Source organism: Allokutzneria sp. NRRL B-24872, from assembly GCF_002155965.1.
Lineage (GTDB): Bacteria > Actinomycetota > Actinomycetes > Mycobacteriales > Pseudonocardiaceae > Allokutzneria.
The window spans coordinates 1-552 of the sequence record NZ_MUMH01000398.1; the positions used below are offsets into that span (position 1 = coordinate 1).

Annotated in this window: 2 protein-coding genes; one reads left to right on the forward strand and one right to left on the reverse strand. The window is 69.4% G+C overall.

Features of this window, described 5'->3' with window-relative positions; genetic code table 11:
- Nucleotides 1-332 (forward strand): GDSL-type esterase/lipase family protein (locus tag CCN37_RS38290; protein ID WP_246843614.1); only part of this gene is annotated, 332 nt, incomplete at its 5' end.
- Between the two features lie 63 nt (nucleotides 333-395).
- Here the strand turns inward: CCN37_RS38290 and CCN37_RS38295 are convergent.
- A partial coding sequence (locus tag CCN37_RS38295) for a GNAT family N-acetyltransferase (protein WP_143262073.1) occupies nucleotides 396-552 on the reverse strand: 157 nt, incomplete at its 5' end.

Consider the following 552-nt stretch of genomic DNA (forward strand, 5'->3'; position numbering starts at 1 on the left):
ATCCGCAGGTGTCGGCGGAAGAGGTGATCGCGGGTTACCGGGAGCTGATCGCGCTGGCCCATGCCCGCGGTATCAAGGTCATCGGCGGAACGATCCTCCCGTTCGAGGGCGCTGAGTACCACACCCCGCGCTCCGAGGCGAAGCGCGCCGCGATCAACGAGTGGATCCGCACCTCGGGCGCCTTCGACGCGGTCGTCGACTTCGCGAAGGTCATGGCCTCGCCGTCCGATCCGCTGCGGCTGGACCCGGCGTACGACTCGGGCGACTTCAAGCACCCGAACGACGTGGGCTACCGGCGGATGGCCGAAGCCATCGACCTGGGGGCGCTGTGAGACCGCCACGGAGATGAGGCCAGGTCATGTCGGCCCAGACAGGTCGGGCCCGGACGGGCCGGGTCAGGCCAGCGGCAGCTTGAAGCCGACGTGGCTGGCCTCGAAGCCGAGCCGCTCGTAGAAGCGGTGGGCGTCGATACGGGTCGCGTCCGAGGTGAGCTGCACCAGTGCGCACCCCTCGCGGCGCGACTCCTCGACGGCCCATTCGATCAGTTGGGTG